We start from the raw sequence: 17,146 nt of genomic DNA on the forward strand, positions 1-17,146 counted from the left end.
TGCTGATTGACCCGGCAGTGCGTATGCAGGGCAGGGTTAGGCCTGGTCGTACACCATGATGTCAGATAACACATCGGGTCATGCTCAAGGTCCAGACGGTACTAAGGGTATATTAACTCTCGGGATGATTCACCTTATCGATCTGAACATATAATGCTTATTTTATCAGGTGCGGTCATCATCCACCGCGCGACAAGTTTCCACAATGGTTAAAAAATGACAAAAACAGAATTTTATTCGGACCTCAACCGCGATTTGCGCGCGCTTATCGCCGGTGAAACCAGCTTCATGGCCGCAATGGGTAATTGTAGCGCGCTTTTATTTGAGCGTCTTGAAAGCGTTAACTGGGCGGGTTTTTATCTTCTGACCGAGCCAGATACGCTGGTGCTGGGGCCGTTTCAGGGCAAAATTGCCTGCGTGCGTATTCCGGTGGGTAAAGGGGTTTGTGGTACGGCGGTGGCGGAATGCGCAGTTCAGCGCGTTTCAGATGTTCACGCCTTCCCGGGCCACATAGCCTGTGATGCGGCCAGCAATGCTGAAATCGTTCTGCCGCTGGTGGTGAATGGCCAGACAATCGGCGTGCTGGATATCGATAGCGTGGAATATAACCGCTTCGACAATGATGATGAAGTCGGACTGAAAACTTTGACCGACGGGCTGTGTGACGTGCTGGCCGGATCGGATGTGGAAAAATTTATTCACATCAAACGCAGCTAAAGCGCTGGATCACGTAGCATTTGCTGACGGTGTCATTATAATGACGCCTGTTCATGCCTGCGCTGATTGGCAAACCCGTTGTAATCAGGAAATTTCATGGAAAATCAACCTAAGTTGAATAGCAGTAAAGAAGTTATCGCCTTTCTGGCAGAGCGTTTTCCCCAATGCTTTAGCGCAGAAGGTGAAGCAAAACCCCTTAAGATCGGCATCTTTCAGGATTTAGTTGATCGTGTTCAGGGCGAAATGAACCTGAGTAAAACTCAGCTTCGTTCTGCTTTGCGTCTTTACACGTCAAGCTGGCGTTATTTGTACGGCATCAAGGCAGGCGCAACGCGCGTTGATCTTGACGGCAGTGCGTGTGGCGTTCTTGAAGAGCAGCATGTTGAGCATGCCCGTAAGCAGCTCGAAGAGGCAAAAGCCCGTGTACAGGCCCAGCGCGAACAGCAGCAGGCAAAAAAACGCGAAGCGGGTGAAGAAGGTGCGCCGCGCCGTCCCCGTAAGCCGGTGCGTAAACCTGGCGCTGAAGGTGAGCAGCCGCGTAAAGTCCGCAGCAAACCTGCCGTCGAGCGCGCACCTTCCGCCGAGCGTCAACCACCGCGCAGCAAACCCGTTACCGATACCACAGCACTGCAAGTCGGCCAGAACATCAAAGTCACCGCAGGCAAAAGTGCGATGGATGCCACCATTCTTGAAATCACTAAAGATGGCGTCCGTGTACAGTTAGCTTCCGGCATGGCAATGATAGTACGCGCAGAACACTTGCAGTTCTGATACGGAGGCCAATCAGGGCATGAACAACTTTTTTAAAACCACCGCAATTGCGGGACTGCTTCTGGCAGGGCAAGTTTTTGCCGCCGATACTATCGTGCGCGCAGACCAGATCCCTCAGCTTCATCAGGAGCCGCAGCATGCCACAGTGAGTGAGCGCGTAGCCTCTCGCTTTACGCGATCCCACTATCGCCAGTTCGATCTTAATGCAGATTTTTCGGTTAAGATTTTTGAACGCTATCTTAATCTGCTCGACTACAGCCATAACGTGCTGCTGACGTCAGATATCCAGCAGTATGCCAGCAAGAAAAGCACCCTGGGTGATGAGTTAAAATCCGGCCAGCTGGACGTATTTTACGATTTATATAATCTGGCGCAGAAGCGTCGTTTTGAGCGCTATCAGTATGCGCTGTCGGTACTGAACAGGCCGATGAATTTTAATGGTCATGACACCGTTGACATCGACCGCAGCAAAGCGCCATGGCCGAAAACCACGGATGAACTGAACCAGCTGTGGGATGCGAAAGTCAAATATGACGAGCTGAGCCTCAGACTGACTGGTAAATCGGATAAAGAGATCCGCGATGTCCTGACCAAACGCTACCAGTTTGCCATTCGTCGTCTGGCCCAGAGCAACAGTGAGGATGTGTTCCAGCTGGCGATGACCGCGTTTGCTCACGAGATCGATCCCCATACCAACTACCTGTCTCCACGCAACACCGAGCAGTTCAATACCGAAATGAGCCTGTCGCTTGAGGGGATCGGTGCGGTGCTGCAAATGGATGACGATTACACCGTCATCAACTCCATGGTGGCTGGCGGACCGGCGGCGAAAAGCAAAGCCATCACCGTCGGCGACAGAATTGTCGGCGTAGGCCAGCCGGGCAAGCCGATAGTGGATGTTATTGGCTGGCGGCTTGATGACGTTGTGGCGCAGATCAAAGGCCCGAAAGGCAGCAAAGTGCGCCTTGAAGTGCTGCCAGCAGGTAAGGGCACCAAAACCCGCCTGGTCACGCTGACGCGTGAAAAGATCCGCCTTGAAGACCGCGCGGTGAAAATGACCGTGCATAACGTTGGCAAGCAGAAAGTCGGCGTACTGGATATTCCCGGTTTCTACGTGGGCCTGACCGACGATGTTAAGGTTCAGCTGCAGAAGCTGCAAAAGCAAAACGTTGACAGTATTGTCATCGATTTGCGCACCAACGGCGGCGGGGCACTGACCGAGGCGGTTTCACTCTCTGGTCTGTTTATTCCTGGCGGTCCTGTAGTTCAGGTTCGTGACAACATCGGTAAGGTGCGTCAGGACAGTGATAACGACGGGATCGTTTACTATAAAGGTCCGCTGGTGGTACTGGTCGATCGCTTCAGCGCCTCTGCCTCTGAAATCTTTGCCGCTGCCATGCAGGATTATGGTCGTGCACTGATTGTAGGTGAACCGACCTTCGGGAAAGGGACGGTGCAGCAGTATCGCTCGTTGAACCGCATTTACGATCAGATGCTGCGCCCTGAATGGCCTGCGCTGGGCTCCGTCCAGTACACCATTCAGAAGTTTTATCGCATCAACGGCGGCAGTACGCAGCGTAAAGGCGTGACGCCAGATCTGATGATGCCAACCGGCGTGGAGGCGATTGAAACCGGTGAGAAGTTTGAGGACAACGCGCTGCCATGGGATAGCGTGACGGCTGCAAACTACACCAAAACGGGTGACGTGAAAGCGCTGGTCCCGCAGCTGCTGAAGGACCATCAGGCACGTATCGCGCAGGATCAGGAGTTCCAGTACATCCTCAAGGATATCGCACGCTTCAACGCCATGAAGGATAAGCGCAACATTATCTCTCTCAATCTGGCCGAGCGTGAGAAAGAGAACCATGAAGATGATGCACTGCGTCTGGAACGCATTAACGCGCGCCTGAAGCAGGAGGGCAGGAAGCCGCTTGCCAGGCTTGAGGATCTGCCTAAGGACTATAAGGAACCCGATCCTTATCTGGATGAGACGGTCAACATTGCCAATGACATGGCACAGCTTGAGAAAGCGCAACCGTCAGATTCCGCAGCAAAATAGCGTCTCAGGGCACAGCACAGTCTGTGCCTTTTTTTACGGCCAGTCCCCTCCAGCATTTTTCACCCCTCCTTAGCGGCATCATCGTGCGCGTCCTTCTTATCCGCTGCCTCATTCGTTTACAGTGTAAAGTTATGTTTTTTTAAGTACTTAACGATTAAGAGCGCTTGAAATGTTTTTCGGAACCCATACGATAGCTATCCGCGTTGTGCGATCCGTTAACTGAGGAAGATGAAATTATATGATGCGTATTGCGCTTTTCCTGCTGACCAACCTGGGTGTAATGTTGGTTTTCGGGCTGATACTCAGCCTGACGGGGATCCAGTCGAGCAGTGTTTATGGCCTGATGATTATGGCGGGTCTGTTTGGCTTCGGCGGTGCGTTCGTTTCACTGCTGATGTCTAAATGGATGGCCCTGAAATCCGTTGGTGGCGAAGTGATTGAGCAGCCGCGTAATGAAACTGAGCGCTGGCTGATGCAGACCATTTCGCAACAGGCTCAGCGTGCGGGCATTGCCATGCCGCAGGTTGCTGTTTATCACGCACCAGATATTAATGCGTTCGCGACCGGGGCGCGCCGTGACGCATCGCTGGTCGCGGTTTCAACCGGGCTGCTCCAGAATATGAGCCGGGATGAAGCTGAAGCGGTGCTGGCACATGAAATCAGCCATATCGCTAACGGTGACATGGTCACCATGACGCTTATCCAGGGTATTGTGAACACCTTTGTTATCTTTATTTCACGCATACTGGCCCAGCTGGCCGCAGGATTTCTCTCCGGCGATCGTGAAGAAGGTGAGAGCAACAACGGCAACCCGATGGTTTACTTTGTGGTATCAATGGTGCTGGAGCTGGTGTTTGGTATCGCAGCCAGCATTATTACCATGTGGTTCTCGCGTCACCGTGAATTCCATGCGGATGCCGGGTCGGCTAAGCTGGTGGGGCGCGAGAAGATGATTGCCGCGCTACAGCGTTTGAAGACCAGCTATGAGCCGCAGGAAGCCAGCACCATGCAGGCATTCTGCATCAACGGCAAGTCCAAATCCCTGAGTGAACTGTTTCTGTCTCATCCGCCGCTGGATAAGCGCATCGAGGCGCTTCGCAGTGGACAGTATCTGAAATAGCGGTACGTTTGACACAAAACCGGGTCTGGGTCCGATGCTGATCTCCTTTAACGACTGGCATCGGGCACGGCCCGGTTTTTTTATACCGCAAAACGCATCACGCAGGGGGGCCGGGCTGGCGGATGCGCATTGCGCTGACAACCGCCGCCGCAACGGAGAAAATGCCCGCTAATATCAGCGAGGCGTGTGTGCCCCGATCGCCAGACAGGTTGAACATCAGCGCGACCAGTGCCGCACCGCTGGTCTGGCCCAGCAGGCGCGCGGTTCCCAGCATACCGCTGGCACCGCCGCTTCGCTGACGCGGAGCGGAAGAGATGATCGTATGGTTATTCGGCGACTGAAAAAGCCCGAAACCCGCGCCGCATAGCGCCATGCGCCAGATAATATCCCCATCACCCGGTGAGGCGGGCAGCAGCGCCAGCGCAAACAGGCCGATGGCAAACAGGGCAAGCCCAATGGCACCCAGCAGACCGGCATGGTAGCGCTCAATCATTCTGCCCGCGATGGGCGCGACAATCATGGTTGCCAGCGGCCAGGGCGTCAGCAGCAGGCCGGTGGCAACCTCACCCCGCATCAGTACCGATTGCAGAAAGAACGGCAGTGAAACCATTGCCAGCATCTGGGCACAGAAAGAGCAAACAGATGTCCCAATGGAGAGGGAAAAGATCGGAATGCGAAAGAGATCAACCGGCAGCAGGGGGAAGGGTAAACGAAGCTGGCGACGGATAAAAAAATAACCGATCACCCCCAGCGCGGCTACTTCAGCCAGGATCAGCCGGCTATTCTGCCCCTGCGCAAAGCCGCTGAGAGCCGAAATGAGCAGGCCGAAGGTCAGCGCATTCATTACCGCACTGATAACATCAAAGCGCTGCCCCTGGGCTTTCTGCGTATTGTCCGGCAAAAAACGCAGTGCCAGACCCAGTGCCGCAATGCCTATTGGCACATTAATCAGAAACAGCCATTTCCATGATGCGACCGAAAGCACCGCCGCCGCAACGGTTGGACCGGCGGCGGTGGACACCGCGACGATCAGCGAATTGATGCCCATTCCGCGCCCGAGAAACCGCTGCGGATAGATAATCCTGATCAGCGCCGTATTTACGCTCATCAGCGCCGCGCCGCCGAAACCCTGTAGCACGCGCGCCAGGGTAAGCATGCCCAGCGTATTGGAGAAGGCGCAAAACAGCGATGTACAGGTAAAAATGACCAGTCCTGCCTGATAGATGCGCCGGTAGCCGATAATATCGCCGAGGAAGGAGAGGGAGAGTAACGAGACAATTATCGCCATCTGATAGGCGTTAACAATCCAGACAGACTCAGCCGGACTGGCCAGCAAATCGCGGGCGATGGTCGGCAGGGCAACGTTGGCAATAGCACCGTCCATCACCGCAACGGTAAGGCCGAGCGCTATAGCCAGGATAGCGCCATAGCGCTGCGGAACGGGCAGTCCGTCCATCGAAGGAGTTTTCGGCATCGGCCTTACTGTGGAGGAGGGGTGAATATCACCATGCTAATGATTTTTTGGCGATTAATCCAACTTATCGCGCGGATCTGCGTGGAGCAGACCCGCTTCGGATCAGTTATCGACCACTTCTGTGCTTTTTTTCAGCAACGGACAGTCGGTTACCCCCACAATACCGCTGTCGGTGTGCAGGTACTGCGCCGTTATCATCCCCCTTGCGGTGAGGTACTGACACTGAAGGCCCATGCCCGCAACATTTTTCGTACTGCCCGCCAGTACGCCATAGCCGGTCACCAGCAGGGCCAGCCAGATAATAATTAACAGCGCAACGAGTCGAACTAAAAATCTCATGTTTACTCCTTAAGATCGTTATAAAAGCAATCCTGACGTTACCGCCTCGCTGCTGGCACTCATCATAGCAGCATACTGCGGCGCGGCCCGCATTTCGTCATGAAGCATACATAATGGGGCGCCACACGCCTTCCCGAAGGTTCTGAAATAGCTGTGATGACGCTATCATTTCCAGGCGGAGCGGGTAGAATTCGGCTAAGTCTGCATTTGCAGATACTGTATGACATTCGTTTTCAGAGGCCTTTATGAATGAATTAGCAAATGGCGCAGCGGGGCTCGCTTCAGCAGGCTTTATCTTCGCGCTGGTTATCCTCGGGCTGATAGTCTGGTTTTTTGTCAATCGGGCCAGCGTGAAGGCCAGTCAGCATATCCGCCTGCTGGAGTCGCTGCTGGAGGAGCAAAAACGGCAAACGTTGCTGCTTAGCCGCCTGAACGAGGTTTTGGCCGGTAATGAGCAGGGCGATTCCGCTGCCGACAGCCAGAACAGAGAGTTTATTCGTCTTATTCCTGAACGTTAATTATCTAAAAGGAAACGCATGGCCTGGAAAAATCCCTGGTACGATCCTGCCAAGGCGCACCATACGCCTGAAGGTTTTCGCAATCCCGAACCTGACCTGCGACAGAATGGCGATCTTAAGCGCTGGCGAAAAGAGCGTAAAGCTGCCGGACTCCCCTTTCCCCCGGCGCAGGGATACGCCGGATTTATCGGGCAGTGGTGGCGCAGGGCCGAGCTGGGCGGCAGCGAAGATGCCGTCTGGTGGCTGGGTCATGCCTGTCTGCTGCTGCGGCTGGAGGGAAAATATCTCCTTATTGACCCCGTTCTGTCGCCGCGCGCGTCACCCCTCAGCTTTTACGGGCCGAAGCGTAAAACCCCGGCGGCGCTGAGCATTGCGGATTTACCCGCGCTGGACTGCGTGCTGATCTCTCACAGCCACTATGATCATCTCGACCGCAAGACCATCAGGCAAATCCTGCGTCGTTTCCCTGACGTGGAGTTTATTGTCCCGCTTGGGCTGCAATCCTGGTTCCGCAAGCGCGGGGCGGGGAAGGTATCCCAGCTTGACTGGTGGGAAAGCACCCAGACCGCAGGTCTTACGGTGCATGCGGTTCCGGCACGCCACTGGAGCATGCGTACGCCCTTTGATCGGAATCGTGCGCTGTGGTGCGGCTGGACCATTAAATCATCGGCGGTCAATTTCTGGTTTACCGGCGACAGCGGGTACAGCGACAACCTGCTGGAGATCAATCGACGACTGGGACCCTTTAATCTTGCGGCGCTGCCCGTAGGGGCCTATGCACCAAAGTGGTTCATGCGCGGGCAGCATATGGATCCTGAACAGGCGGTTTCACTGCATGCCGCGCTGGGCCAGCCGCTGAGCATACCTATTCACTGGGGCGTATTTGAACTGGCAGATGAATCCCTTGACGAGCCGCCGGTGGTGCTGGCAGCGGCGATGCAGGCTGCCGGCCTCGATGCTGCGCGCTTTCAGGCGTGGAAAATAGGCACAAAGAAATCGCTTAATAATATCAGCCAGGAAAATTCTTAAAACGCCAGAAATGTTAACGGGCAGGGGAAGCCGGATATTCCAAATAAAGCAAAATCACTGATGATAAGGCCATTATTAATTGGTGTTGGTCACTGCCTGCTAATGGGGCAGTGATAAATATAGTCTCCTGATTTTGGTGCAATTTAAATTCTCGCTTTTAAAGCTGACTTTTTTTTGTACCAGTGGGACGGGCGTGTAATCACTTACTTACACAGGTTTAAATGAATTTTTTTGAGTAAGCTTTGCCATAAATGTGCAATATCCACGGTTAGTCTTCACTTAATGATTTATCAGGTAATAGACTTAAGCCCGACGGCAGGATAAGCTTGGTTTCAGGAGATGGAAATCAGTAAAAGGCTGTCTGTACAGGTGTTACCCCCCCCATCCGGAGTATACCTGTCTGACATGACGTGCGCACTTCTCAGAAATGTGCATTCGCGGCTTGTTCTGTTTCAATCCTGAGCGATATCTCATATACCGTTTAAAAATGACTTGCCATTAATAAACGAATATGTGATAACGCTTTTAGTTAAAACGAGGTACAGTTCTGTTTATGTATGGCATCTTCAGTAAAGAAGTTTCGAGTAAAGACGTTGAATACCGCTTCCTTGCCGAGCCTTAATCCGTGCCTCATGCAGTAATGTCTCTGGTTTTTCTGTACGTTAAGCCCTCGGGCGAATAAACACTCTAAGGAATTTGCAAAATGGCAAAGATTAAAGGTCAGGTTAAGTGGTTCAACGAGTCTAAAGGTTTTGGTTTCATCACCCCTGCAGACGGCAGCAAAGATGTGTTCGTTCACTTCTCTGCAATCCAGGGCAATGGTTTCAAAACTCTGGCTGAAGGCCAGAACGTTGAGTTCGAAATTCAGGACGGCCAGAAAGGCCCTGCTGCTGTGAACGTCACCGCTATCTAATTTCGATCTTAGCCTGTGACTCGCCGCGCGGTGGGTCGTTAAGGGCAAAATCTTAATGCTAAAGCCCTGCCAGTACCGGCAGGGCTTTTTCATGCGCGCCAATAAATTCTGCCCTTGCCCCCCGTTTCCGGTAAACTGCCGCCGTCAATACTATCCGGAGAGCCGTTATGTCCTACCAATGCCCACTTTGCCACCAGCTTCTGCTGCCTGATGCGTCTGGCTGGCGCTGCGAGAACAGGCACCAGTTTGATCGGGCAAAAGAGGGCTACGTTAACCTGCTGCCCGTGCAGCATAAGCGCTCGAAGCAGCCTGGTGACAGCGCAGAGATGATGCAGGCCAGACGAGAATTCCTCGATGCCGGACACTATCACCCGCTCCAGCAGAAGGTCTGTGAAATTATTGCCGGTGCTCTAGCTGAAGGATCGGTGAAGGTTCTGGATATCGGCTGTGGAGAGGGGTATTACACGCAGGCCGTGGCGCTTCATCTGGCGGCCCGGGGTGAGGCGGACATACACGGCCTTGATGTCTCCCGGGTGGCGGTAAGGATCGGCGCTAAGCGCTACCGTGACGTCTCATTCTGCGTGGCGTCAAGCCATCGTCTGCCCTTTGCGGAAGCTACCTTTGATGCCGTATTGCGCATCTATGCGCCCTGTAAAGCCCGTGAGCTGGCTCGGGTGGTGAAAGAGCAGGGATACGTGTTGACGGTGACGCCGGGCCCACGTCACTTAATTCAGTTTAAGGCGCTGATCTACCAGGATGTGCGGCTGCATGACGATACCCCGGAGCAAATGGAGGGATTCGTGCTGGTGGAACAACACTCACTTAACTATGCGATGCGGCTCAACAGCGAAGAGTCCGCCGCGCTGCTGCAAATGACGCCGCTTGCGTGGCGCGCGCGCCCGGAAGTGTGGGGGGTACTGGCAACAACGCCTGAGTTTGAGTGTGAAACCGATTTTACGCTGCGCCTGTGGCAGCGCAGTAGCCAGTCTGCGGTAGTCTGAGGGATAACGGTGGCGCTTTAGCTATCCGCCAGGTGCTGCCGGACCATAAAATGGTAAATGCTCTCGAGGTCGTCGAGCTTACTGACATGGATGTGGAGTGGACGCTGTTCAAGCTGGATAACCAATACCCCGTCCTCTGATAAATTCATGCTCTGAATGCGGCGATAGTCAATAAACACCGGACCATAGAAAAAGCCTTCCAGCTTAAACAGCAGCTTAGGCTGACGTAGCCAGAACAGATAGACAGAAAAAAAGGCCAGCACCATCAGTAAGGTGGTGGTGACCTGCGTTCCGTGGCTGGTAATGTTTCTGTAGATGAGAATGGCAATCAGTCCGATAAAAATGGCGCTGTCCAGTCCATTGCGGCGCTTAAGTGGAACCCTCAGTCGGGTATCTCCCCGCCTGCGAGCCGTAATCAGCTCATCATAAATCGCATACATCATAAACAGTGCGATAAAAAGCACGATGAAGTAATCAGTCAGTGACATCTGTTATTATCCCCACAAAAGGTCGGCCGGAACGCTAACTCACTGTTCCGGCCTGCCTTTTCAGTTCGCCGGATAATCCCGGCGAAGCGTTACACCCCGAGTAAGCCAATCCAGTAGCCAAAAATACCGATCACAAAGAAGCCCATGATAATCCACAGCGCATTGACTTTACGACGGAGCAGCCACATACAGCCGAAGGTCAGCAGTAGCGGTATCATCCCCGGCATCAGCTGATCCAGTATTGACTGTACGGTGGTAACCGTGGTTTTTCCGGTATGGTCGGTAATACGGGATACCACCAGCGGCACGTCCACGTGGGTCCATTTATTGACCAGCGCCCCCATCACAAAGAGGCCAAGAATCGACGCTCCCTCGGTCAGCTTTTGCAGAAAGCCGCCGCCCATATCCCCTACGATATCGACGCCCTTGCGGTAGCCATAGGCCACGCCGTAGTAGCGCACCAGCAGGCGGACAAGGTTGAACAGGACAAAGAACAGGATCGGACCCAGCAGACTGCCGGTCATGGCGATGCCCGCACCCAGTGCAGCAAAAACCGGGCGAACGGTCCCCCAGAAAATGGGGTCGCCCACGCCTGCCAGCGGCCCCATCAGACCGACTTTAATGCCGTTGATGGCTGCATCGTCGATTGCAGCGCCGTTCGCGCGCTGCTCCTCCATGGCCATGGTGACGCCAAGTACCGGTGCCGCGACATAGGGGTGGGTGTTAAAAAACTCCAGGTGGCGCTTAATGGCCTGCTTACGGGCGTCATTATTTTCAGGATAGAGCCGACGGATAACCGGCACCATAGAGAAACAGAAGCCCAGGGCCTGCATGCGTTCGAAGTTCCATGACCCCTGGAACAGGTTCGACCGCAGGAACACACCACGTACGTCGCCTGGCGTCAGTTTCTTTTGCACAGCCGTTGCTGTGGTCGTAGAAGTGGTATCAACCATTTTGCTCACCTTTTCCCTAATCAAGTTCGTTATCAAGGTCATTAGCGGCTGGCCCTGAAGCCTGCGCACCTGCCACGCGATTATATTTTGGCGCCAGCTGGATATAGAGCGATGCCATCACCACGCCGATGACGCCCAGCGCAACCAGGTTGAAACTGGTAAAGGCAGCCGTAACGAAACCCAGGTAGAAGAAAGGCATCAGATAGCCAGCGCGCATCATGTTGATGACCATGGCGTAACCGACAACGACAATCATACCGCCCGCGATGTTAAGACCGTTGGTCACCACCTCAGGGATGGAATCCAGCAGGCCCTGGACAACGTTGGTTCCCACGGAGACGGCAACGATGGCTGCCGGGATCGCGATGCGCATGGCCTGTAAAATCAGTGCGGAAACATGCAGCCACGAAATAGCGGTCAGGTTGCCCTTTTCTGCGGCCTTATCGGCTGCATGCTGGAAGGCGACGGTAATGGTTCGTACAATGATGGTCAGCACCTGACCCGCAGCCGCCAGCGGAATAGCCAGCGCGATACCGGCCCCGACGCTTTGCCCACCGGCAATAACCAGGATAGTTGAAATGATTGAGGCGAGGGCGGCATCAGGCGCCACGGCGGCACCGATGTTCATCCAGCCCAGGGCGATCATTTCCAGCGTACCACCGATAATTACGCCGGTTTTTACATCACCGAGGACAAAGCCAATCAGGGTACAGGCCACCAGCGGCCGGTGGAACTGGAATTCATCAAGAATTGATCCCATGCCTGCAACACAGGCAACGATAAATATCAGTACAATTTGAAGAGTGGTAATCTCCATTGCACTTCTCCTCTTAAAGTCATGAACTGAGTTAAGCCTGTGCGTTCAGGCAATAATGCGAACTTTGCTATTTATTCATTTTGTTAATCAGGTCCATCATTTTTAGCCGCTGGTCGGAGGAAACTTTACGCACCTCCAGTTCAATACCGCGCTCGTTAAGATCCCTGAACGCCGCAATATCTTTATCATCAACGGACACGGCGTTATTCACCTGAATTTTTCCCTGACGAAATGCCATGCCGCCGATATTCACGCTGGTTATTTTCACCCCTTCCTGAACCAGCCGCTCAACGTCGGTAGGGTTGGTAAACAGCAGCATAACGCGATCCCGGGCATATTTTGGGTTATTCCAGACGCGTATCATTTTCGCGACATCAACGACGTGCGCCGTTACACCTGGCGGCGCCACCTGGGTCAGCAACGTTTTGCGAACGGTGTCGGCGGCGACTTCATCGCTGACGACGATAATACGGTTCACATTGGTTTCCTTCGTCCAGCGGGTGGCAACCTGACCATGGATTAACCGGTCATCAATACGCGCCAGCCCGATTTTCATATGATCATCAGGTCCCAGCGGTTTCCGGGGGGCGGCAGGGGCTTTGACTGCTGCGGGAGCAGGGGCAGACTCTGGCGCTTTGGTTTTGAGTGCCTTGACGCCTTCACGTCCCGTTTCTACGGCAACGGCCACCAGCTCAGCGAAGCTGGGGTCGTCATCGCGCGCCATAAGCGTTTCCACCAGCATGGGGATATTGACCCCGGCGATAACCTCATAGTTTTCTTTATCAACCACGATACGACTGGCGGCATTAAAGGGGCTGCCTCCCCAGGTATCTACCAGAAACAGGACACCCTGGTGGGTATCTAAATTGGTCAGCCGCGCCTGATATTTCTCGATCAGAGTTTCTGCATTTTCACCCGGAACAAAATCTATCCACGCGATGTTTTGCTGTTCTCCGAGAAGCATTTCGGCCGTTTTAATGAGCTGCTCAGCAGCCCAACCGTGCGTGCCGATCACAATAGCAATGGTCACTTGCTACCTCCGTATACTTATCCAGCGACCCACAAAGAGTGCTGAGCCGCGCGTGTAGTCATCAAAGGGTCTTGGCCTTTCTGATGCTGTGTGTAAAACATGACATGGCAGGGGACGATTCATTATTTCATTAAGCCGTGTAAACGTTACCCCTTAAGACGCGATTTATTTTAATGTGCGAAAAAATAAATTATGTGACCGTGCTCAGCTATTTAGACCCTTGTTTCACTCATTAAGGTCAGTTGTCTGATTGGTTAGCCTTTAAGCCAGGTCGGCGTGTAAGTGTAAGAAAATATTTTTGACGTTATGGTCACGGCTGTTTACAGTAGGGATCCTTTTTTAACACAGGAGTAACGGGCCTCAGCCCACCCTATGGACTGTCATCGACGTCGCTTTACACAGCCTCTGGTACAATCGACCAGTTTTATTTTCGTCACCTTTTCAGACGACCTGATTTACCCCCTCTACACTGTTTCCGGCTGCGCGAGTTTCTCGTCGCCCGCTGCCTTTATACCTACACGTATCTGGAGTCTGTAATGGAATTTATTTTAGACCCCTCAATCTGGGCCGGTCTGCTGACGCTTATCGTTCTTGAAATCGTGCTGGGGATTGATAACCTGGTTTTTATTGCCATTCTTGCGGATAAGCTTCCACCGAAGCAGCGCGATAAGGCCAGACTTATAGGCCTCTCTCTGGCGCTGGTGATGCGCCTGGGGCTGCTGTCGTTGATCTCCTGGATGGTGACGCTCACGCGGCCGCTGTTCAGCGTAGGCGAATTCAGCTTTTCGGGCCGCGACCTGATCCTGCTGGTGGGGGGGCTGTTCCTGCTGTTCAAAGCCACCATGGAATTGCATGAACGGCTGGAAAACCGCGATCATAACGGCGAGGGCAACAAGGGCTACGCCAGTTTCTGGGCGGTCGTTATTCAGATTGTGGTGCTGGATGCGGTGTTTTCACTCGATGCCGTAATTACCGCCGTGGGCATGGTGAACAACCTGGCGATAATGATGACCGCCGTGGTTATTGCGATGGGTATTATGCTTCTGGCCTCGAAGCCGCTGACCCGATTCGTCAATGCGCATCCGACCGTTGTCGTACTCTGTCTGAGTTTTCTGCTGATGATTGGCCTGAGCCTGGTTGCCGAAGGTTTTGGCTTCCATATTCCTAAGGGATATCTGTACGCCGCCATCGGTTTCTCCATTCTGATTGAGCTGTTTAATCAGATTGCACGGGTGAACTTTATGCGCCATCAGGCTCGCAGGCCGATGCGCGAGCGTACGGCGGAAGCGATTGTCCGTCTGATGGGGGGGCGTCGTGGCCCAGCCACCGGCAGCAGCGAACAGAATGAGACGAATGACAAGCCGCGCGAAACCTTTAAGGATGAGGAGCGCTATATGATTAACGGCGTACTGACGCTGGCTTCGCGCTCGGTGCGCAGTATTATGACGCCGCGCGGTGAAATCTCCTGGGTCAATGCCGACCGTCCGGCGGATGAGGTTCGTCTCCAGCTGCTGGATACGCCCCACAGCCTGTTTCCGGTTTGCCGTGGCGAGCTGGATGAAGTTATCGGAGTGGTCCGGGCGAAGGAGCTGCTGGTTGCGCTGGATCAGGGGATAGATGCGGCAACGTTCGCCTCGGCCACACCGCCGATCATCGTGCCGGATACGCTGGAACCGCTTAACCTGCTTGGCGTGCTGCGCCGGGCCAGAGGAAGCTTTGTGATGGTCACCAATGAGTTTGGCGTGGTGCAGGGACTGATTACCCCTCTGGACGTGCTGGAAGCGATTGCCGGTGAGTTCCCGGATGAAGATGAAACTCCGGATATCATCGCCGATGGCGAAGGATGGCAGGTCAAGGGTGGCACCGACCTGCACTCGTTACAGCAGCTGCTGGACACGCAGGTGCTGGTCACGGCCGACAGAGATCATGCTTCGCTGGCCGGGTTGCTGATTGCCCAGAAGGGGCAATTGCCGCAGGTGGGCGAGGTGATTGAGCTACCGCCGCTAACGTTCCAGATCCTGGAAGCGACTGAATACCGAATCGACCTGGTTCGCGTGAAGCGTCAGCGCCATGAGGATGAAGAAGAAGAGGCGTAATGTTCCCAGGCGTACGCTTTATCGCGCATGGCGGCGGACAGCAATCGGTCTGCCGTCATGCGCGGCTGTTGGGCGCAGGGCGCTCGCCTCTCAGTGGCGGGCGAACCTGTGTCTCCACGCGGGCAGTGGGTGGCTTCCCTCACGGCCTCAGAGGGCATATCAGGCAAACAGCAGGGTTTTATGGCTGCTCAGCCAGTCGGGGAAATCGCCCAGCGGCATGGGGCGGGCATAGAAGTAACCCTGCAACACATCCACGCCTTTCTCCCGCAGGTAGGTTGCCTGCTCTTCCGTTTCAACACCTTCCGCCACCAGGCTGATATTCAGGCGCTGGGCCAGTGAAATCACCATATCCGTTACCGTCGCGTTAATCGCATCCGTGCCGATGGCTGCCGTAAAGACCTTATCAATTTTCAGCACGTCCGGGCTGAGAGTTTTCAGGTACGAGAGAGAACTGTGTCCCGTACCAAAATCATCAATGGCCAGCTTCACCCCCAGCGTGTGCAGACAGGCCACCACGCGCTGATCGACCTCCGGCAGAGCGTCGCGTTCCGTAAGCTCGACGATCAGCTGAGGGACGGGATTTTCCGGCCACCACAGGCGCCGGAGATCGTCAATAATCTGATGCTGATGAAAATGGCTCGCAGCGACGTTAATTGCAATATGAAACGTTGGACAGGTGGGCAGCAGGGGAAGGTGACGCGCCACCTCGCTCAACACAAAGCGCGTGAGCGGGGCAATCAGATCCTGGCGTTCGGCCAGGGGGATAAAGACATCCGGTGGTATCCAGCCCTGTCGCGGGGTATGCCAGCGCAGCAGCAGTTCGATACCGTCACAGTCGCCGCTGCGTGAATTAATCAGCGGCTGGCAGTAGACCATAAATTCACGGGCGTTAATGCCATAACTGATTTGCCAGGAAAGACTCATGCGGCTGGCGGTCGCCAGCCAGACGATATAGCCCATCAGCAGGCTCAATAGCAGGGCTAACGGCAGCTGTGAGGGCATGGTCATCAGCGCCAGTCGCGTTGGGGCCGGACCAAATAGCGTGATAGAGAAAGGATAACGCAGTGAAGACTCCTGCCAGGTTACTTCATCCTCAGAGGGTAGCGCCTGTTCTACCATCGGATTTCCGTATTCAAGGCTTTTGTCGCCCACGTTGAAAATGGCGCGCTCAACCCAGGGCAGAGTGGGTTCAAGCAGATAGTTACTCATCATTTCAATGTTAATGACCTGCAAAATACCGGAGTGATTATCGGTATCCTGCGGCGTCCAGAACAGCAGAACTGGGGAGCCTTTAAGCAGCTGCTGATCCGTACTGAGCATCATGCGCTGGTTATTGACCGCCAGTTCGGGATAGTAATGACTGAAGCTGAGGTTACCGGCACCGGACAGGCTGGAACAGTAAAGGGTGTCATTATTCACCAAAACAATGGTTCGCACGGTCTGCAATGACGCCAGCTTTTCAATCAGCGGAAAACGCACCTGCTCGCAGGAGAGGCCGACCAGCCCCAGGGTATTATTAGCCGCAACGTCAAGGGGAGAAAATAAGCGATCGAAGCGCTGAATGGCATTATTGGCGAAAATATGGGACTGCTGTTCAATGCGGCTTTTCTCTTCCATAAAGCGGAAGGCTAGCGTGAGGATGAGCACTAACGCGGCGACAGTAATCGCGATTAATAATCGCTTGCGCCGAAATTGTCCGAATACTTCCTGGGACATTTGCATCAGTAACCACCCTAAATCGAGACGCTTATACAGAGACTGAGCACCTGTTATCGGCCTGCCAGTCATTAAGTTTAGCCATGCTGAAGATAAAAGCATGAT

17 protein-coding genes are annotated in these 17,146 nt (G+C 54.1%); 10 read left to right on the forward strand and 7 right to left on the reverse strand.

Annotation, left to right across the window (positions count from 1 at the left end):
- Positions 1–216: 216 nt before the first annotated feature.
- The 4 genes from msrC to htpX all read left to right on the forward strand — a co-directional run bounded on the left by msrC (position 217) and on the right by htpX (position 4,667).
- Positions 217–717 carry a free L-methionine (R)-S-oxide reductase MsrC gene (gene msrC / locus ACLRGG_RS04105; protein ID WP_416248547.1) on the forward strand — a complete coding sequence of 167 codons (501 nt, stop codon included), beginning with the start codon at positions 217–219 and terminating at the stop codon, positions 715–717.
- Positions 718–813: 96 nt separating this feature from the next.
- Positions 814–1,488 (forward strand): RNA chaperone ProQ, encoded by a 675-nt coding sequence (proQ, locus tag ACLRGG_RS04110; RefSeq protein WP_416248548.1) that lies wholly within the window; start codon positions 814–816, stop codon positions 1,486–1,488.
- 19 nt (positions 1,489–1,507) lie between these two features.
- Complete coding sequence (gene prc, locus ACLRGG_RS04115; RefSeq protein ID WP_416248549.1) at positions 1,508–3,547, forward strand: carboxy terminal-processing peptidase; 2,040 nt, start codon at positions 1,508–1,510, stop codon at positions 3,545–3,547.
- A gap of 238 nt (positions 3,548–3,785) precedes the next feature.
- Positions 3,786–4,667: a protease HtpX gene (gene htpX / locus ACLRGG_RS04120; RefSeq protein WP_416248550.1), complete on the forward strand. Its 882-nt coding sequence runs from the start codon at positions 3,786–3,788 to the stop codon at positions 4,665–4,667.
- Positions 4,668–4,764: 97 nt separating this feature from the next.
- Here htpX and ACLRGG_RS04125 read toward each other — a convergent pair whose 3' ends face one another.
- Positions 4,765–6,141: an MFS transporter gene (locus ACLRGG_RS04125; RefSeq protein WP_416248551.1), complete on the reverse strand. Its 1,377-nt coding sequence runs from the start codon at positions 6,139–6,141 to the stop codon at positions 4,765–4,767.
- Positions 6,142–6,243: 102 nt separating this feature from the next.
- Positions 6,244–6,480 (reverse strand): YobH family protein, encoded by a 237-nt coding sequence (locus tag ACLRGG_RS04130; RefSeq protein WP_416248552.1) that lies wholly within the window; start codon positions 6,478–6,480, stop codon positions 6,244–6,246.
- 245 nt (positions 6,481–6,725) lie between these two features.
- Here ACLRGG_RS04130 and ACLRGG_RS04135 point away from each other — a divergent pair, with 245 nt between their 5' ends.
- From ACLRGG_RS04135 to rlmA, 5 genes are all read left to right on the forward strand, one after another.
- Positions 6,726–6,998, forward strand: a complete 273-nt coding sequence (locus ACLRGG_RS04135; RefSeq protein WP_416248553.1) for a YebO family protein — start codon at positions 6,726–6,728, stop codon at positions 6,996–6,998.
- An 18-nt stretch (positions 6,999–7,016) separates the two neighbouring features.
- Positions 7,017–8,027 carry an MBL fold metallo-hydrolase gene (locus ACLRGG_RS04140; RefSeq protein ID WP_416248554.1) on the forward strand — a complete coding sequence of 337 codons (1,011 nt, stop codon included), beginning with the start codon at positions 7,017–7,019 and terminating at the stop codon, positions 8,025–8,027.
- A 553-nt stretch (positions 8,028–8,580) separates the two neighbouring features.
- The gene (locus ACLRGG_RS04145) at positions 8,581–8,649 is read left to right on the forward strand and encodes a DUF2627 domain-containing protein (protein WP_231877563.1); all 69 of its coding nucleotides are present in this window, start codon (positions 8,581–8,583) and stop codon (positions 8,647–8,649) included.
- 81 nt (positions 8,650–8,730) lie between these two features.
- A complete protein-coding gene (gene cspE / locus ACLRGG_RS04150) occupies positions 8,731–8,940 on the forward strand; it encodes a transcription antiterminator/RNA stability regulator CspE (RefSeq protein WP_001062678.1) in 210 nt (69 codons plus the stop codon).
- 167 nt (positions 8,941–9,107) lie between these two features.
- Positions 9,108–9,941 carry a 23S rRNA (guanine(745)-N(1))-methyltransferase gene (gene rlmA, locus ACLRGG_RS04155; RefSeq protein WP_416248555.1) on the forward strand — a complete coding sequence of 278 codons (834 nt, stop codon included), beginning with the start codon at positions 9,108–9,110 and terminating at the stop codon, positions 9,939–9,941.
- 17 nt (positions 9,942–9,958) lie between these two features.
- Here rlmA and ACLRGG_RS04160 read toward each other — a convergent pair whose 3' ends face one another.
- The 4 genes from ACLRGG_RS04160 to manX all read right to left on the reverse strand — a co-directional run bounded on the left by ACLRGG_RS04160 (position 9,959) and on the right by manX (position 13,229).
- Positions 9,959–10,429, reverse strand: a complete 471-nt coding sequence (locus ACLRGG_RS04160; protein ID WP_416248556.1) for a DUF986 family protein — start codon at positions 10,427–10,429, stop codon at positions 9,959–9,961.
- A gap of 89 nt (positions 10,430–10,518) precedes the next feature.
- Complete coding sequence (locus tag ACLRGG_RS04165; RefSeq protein ID WP_416248557.1) at positions 10,519–11,382, reverse strand: PTS mannose transporter subunit IID; 864 nt, start codon at positions 11,380–11,382, stop codon at positions 10,519–10,521.
- A 16-nt stretch (positions 11,383–11,398) separates the two neighbouring features.
- Positions 11,399–12,199: a PTS mannose/fructose/sorbose transporter subunit IIC gene (locus ACLRGG_RS04170; protein WP_416248558.1), complete on the reverse strand. Its 801-nt coding sequence runs from the start codon at positions 12,197–12,199 to the stop codon at positions 11,399–11,401.
- Positions 12,200–12,266: 67 nt separating this feature from the next.
- The gene (manX, locus tag ACLRGG_RS04175; protein ID WP_416248559.1) at positions 12,267–13,229 is read right to left on the reverse strand and encodes a PTS mannose transporter subunit IIAB; all 963 of its coding nucleotides are present in this window, start codon (positions 13,227–13,229) and stop codon (positions 12,267–12,269) included.
- A gap of 536 nt (positions 13,230–13,765) precedes the next feature.
- On the opposite strand from manX, the gene ACLRGG_RS04180 reads away from it, so the two are divergent.
- On the forward strand, positions 13,766–15,325 hold the full coding sequence (locus tag ACLRGG_RS04180; protein ID WP_416248560.1) for a TerC family protein: 1,560 nt from the start codon (positions 13,766–13,768) through the stop codon (positions 15,323–15,325).
- A 159-nt stretch (positions 15,326–15,484) separates the two neighbouring features.
- On the opposite strand, the gene pdeD is transcribed toward ACLRGG_RS04180, so the two are convergent.
- A complete protein-coding gene (pdeD, locus tag ACLRGG_RS04185) occupies positions 15,485–17,047 on the reverse strand; it encodes a cyclic di-3',5'-guanosine monophosphate phosphodiesterase PdeD (protein ID WP_416248561.1) in 1,563 nt (520 codons plus the stop codon).
- Positions 17,048–17,146: the final 99 nt, after the last annotated feature.

It is taken from the genome of Erwinia sp. PPS120 (assembly GCF_047918655.1).
Classification (GTDB): domain Bacteria; phylum Pseudomonadota; class Gammaproteobacteria; order Enterobacterales; family Enterobacteriaceae; genus Erwinia; species Erwinia tasmaniensis_A.

What these genes read in the sequence shown, in the direction of transcription:
- msrC (WP_416248547.1), top strand. Translation starts at nt 217, where the DNA reads ATGACAAAAACAGAATTTTATTCGGACCTCAACCGCGATTTGCGCGCG.
- proQ (WP_416248548.1), top strand. Translation starts at nt 814, where the DNA reads ATGGAAAATCAACCTAAGTTGAATAGCAGTAAAGAAGTTATCGCCTTT.
- prc (WP_416248549.1), top strand. Translation starts at nt 1,508, where the DNA reads ATGAACAACTTTTTTAAAACCACCGCAATTGCGGGACTGCTTCTGGCA.
- htpX (WP_416248550.1), top strand. Translation starts at nt 3,786, where the DNA reads ATGATGCGTATTGCGCTTTTCCTGCTGACCAACCTGGGTGTAATGTTG.
- ACLRGG_RS04125 (WP_416248551.1), bottom strand. Translation starts at nt 6,141, where the DNA reads ATGCCGAAAACTCCTTCGATGGACGGACTGCCCGTTCCGCAGCGCTAT.
- ACLRGG_RS04130 (WP_416248552.1), bottom strand. Translation starts at nt 6,480, where the DNA reads ATGAGATTTTTAGTTCGACTCGTTGCGCTGTTAATTATTATCTGGCTG.
- ACLRGG_RS04135 (WP_416248553.1), top strand. Translation starts at nt 6,726, where the DNA reads ATGAATGAATTAGCAAATGGCGCAGCGGGGCTCGCTTCAGCAGGCTTT.
- ACLRGG_RS04140 (WP_416248554.1), top strand. Translation starts at nt 7,017, where the DNA reads ATGGCCTGGAAAAATCCCTGGTACGATCCTGCCAAGGCGCACCATACG.
- cspE (WP_001062678.1), top strand. Translation starts at nt 8,731, where the DNA reads ATGGCAAAGATTAAAGGTCAGGTTAAGTGGTTCAACGAGTCTAAAGGT.
- rlmA (WP_416248555.1), top strand. Translation starts at nt 9,108, where the DNA reads ATGTCCTACCAATGCCCACTTTGCCACCAGCTTCTGCTGCCTGATGCG.
- ACLRGG_RS04160 (WP_416248556.1), bottom strand. Translation starts at nt 10,429, where the DNA reads ATGTCACTGACTGATTACTTCATCGTGCTTTTTATCGCACTGTTTATG.
- ACLRGG_RS04165 (WP_416248557.1), bottom strand. Translation starts at nt 11,382, where the DNA reads ATGGTTGATACCACTTCTACGACCACAGCAACGGCTGTGCAAAAGAAA.
- ACLRGG_RS04170 (WP_416248558.1), bottom strand. Translation starts at nt 12,199, where the DNA reads ATGGAGATTACCACTCTTCAAATTGTACTGATATTTATCGTTGCCTGT.
- ACLRGG_RS04180 (WP_416248560.1), top strand. Translation starts at nt 13,766, where the DNA reads ATGGAATTTATTTTAGACCCCTCAATCTGGGCCGGTCTGCTGACGCTT.
- pdeD (WP_416248561.1), bottom strand. Translation starts at nt 17,047, where the DNA reads ATGCAAATGTCCCAGGAAGTATTCGGACAATTTCGGCGCAAGCGATTA.